1 protein-coding gene is annotated in these 1,664 nt (G+C 62.6%); it reads right to left on the bottom strand.

Translation table 11 applies throughout. The features are described from left to right. Positions 1 to 69: 69 nt before the first annotated feature. Positions 70 to 1,593, bottom strand: a complete 1,524-nt coding sequence (lnt, locus tag FEM54_RS32145) for an apolipoprotein N-acyltransferase (RefSeq protein WP_138454232.1) — start codon at positions 1,591 to 1,593, stop codon at positions 70 to 72. Positions 1,594 to 1,664: the final 71 nt, after the last annotated feature.

Below are 1,664 nucleotides of genomic sequence, written 5' to 3'. Positions count from 1 at the left end.
GACACACCGCTTTCGCGAGCAAGCCCGCTCCCACACAAGCCAGCTCCCACATTGGTTTTATGCCGTTCGTTAGACGGTTTGAGACATCCGGCCCGCCAGCAGCGCCCAGCCGAACAAGCCCAGGCACACAATGATCAACGGCCACGAGCGCCATTGCAGGTACGGCGTCAGGTTGTGCATCGGCACCACTTCGCCGTAGAGAATCCCACGCTCGAACTGCGGGATCTGCGCGGTAATCTGCCCAAATGGGTTGATCAAACCTGTCACCCCATTGTTAGTGGCGCGGATCATCCAACGGCCAGCCTCCAATGCACGCATCTGCGCCATTTGCAGGTGTTGCAGCGGGCCGATGGAGCGGCCGAACCAGGTGTCGTTGCTGATGGTCAGCAGCAAATCGCTCTGGGCCGACAGGCCTGCGGCGAATTCCGGGTACACCACTTCATAGCAAATGAACGGCGCAATCTGATAGCCCTTGGCCTGCAGCATCGCCTGATCGGACGGGCCGCGGGCGAAGTCCGACATTGGCAAATCGAAGAAGGCGATCAGCCCGCGCAGCATGTCTTGCAACGGCACGTATTCACCAAAAGGCACCAGTTTTTGCTTGAGGTAAGTGCCATCACCTTCACCCACCACCGTGATGCCGTTGAAGTAGCGCTTCTGGTGGTGCACTTCCTGGCGAATCGGTACGCCGGTGATCAGCGCGGAGTGCCGGTCGGCGGCAAACTTGCCCATCATGCCCAGGTAGCCTTCGACTGACTCTTTGAGCACCGGCACCGCGGTTTCCGGCCATACCAGCAGGTCCACTGGCTTGGAGCTGAAACTCATGTCGCGGTACAGCGCCAACTGCGCATCGATCTGCGCGGGGTCCCATTTCATGCTCTGTTCGACATTGCCCTGGATCGCCGCCACCGTCAGTGGGGCGCCCGAGGGCGAGGTCCAGGCGTGATGCTTGAGCGCCAGGCCGATGGCCCAGGGTGCAACCAACAACACCAAGCCTACGCCGATGAAGCCGTTGCGCTTGCTTGCCAGCAGGCGCGGCAGGTTGCACAGCACGGCCGCCGTCAGCGCCAGGGCAAAGGAGATCAGCCACATGCCGCCCAGTGGCGCAAGGCCGGTGAGCGGGCCATCGAGTTGGCTGTAACCGGAGTACAACCAAGGGAAACCGGTCAGGAACCAACCACGAAACGCTTCCTGGCCAACCCACAGCGCCGCAAAGGTCAGCGCATCGGCCAGCGGCGCCTCATTGCGACGCAGCCAGCGTGCCCACAGCCAAGCGGGCAGGGCGAAGAACCAGGCAATCGCGGCGGTAAACAACAGCATCAAAAAGCCAGCCAGCAACACCGAAGCGCCGCCGAAGTGGTGGATGCTGTAGTAGATCCAACTGGTGCCGGCGCCAAACAGGCCAAAACCGAAACACCAGCCACGGCCCAGGGCCTGACGTGGCGTCAGCTCGCGCAGCCCCACATAGAACAGCCCGACGGCCAGTAGCGCAAATGGCCACAGATCGAAGGGCGCCAGCGCCAGAGTAGTGATGGCGCCGGCCACCACGGCCAGCAGGTTACCGGGCCAGCCGGGTGCAATCAGACGGCGCATGTAGGGGTGGGTCATCAGCTATTTCCTGTGTCGCGCCGGGCCTGCTGCGGCACAGGGCAAGGCGCGAGGAG

It is taken from the genome of Pseudomonas edaphica, from assembly GCF_005863185.1.
Taxonomy (GTDB): domain Bacteria; phylum Pseudomonadota; class Gammaproteobacteria; order Pseudomonadales; family Pseudomonadaceae; genus Aquipseudomonas; species Aquipseudomonas edaphica.
Note: the sequence above shows the minus strand (reverse complement) of the source record. Positions and strands in the feature narration are given on the sequence as shown.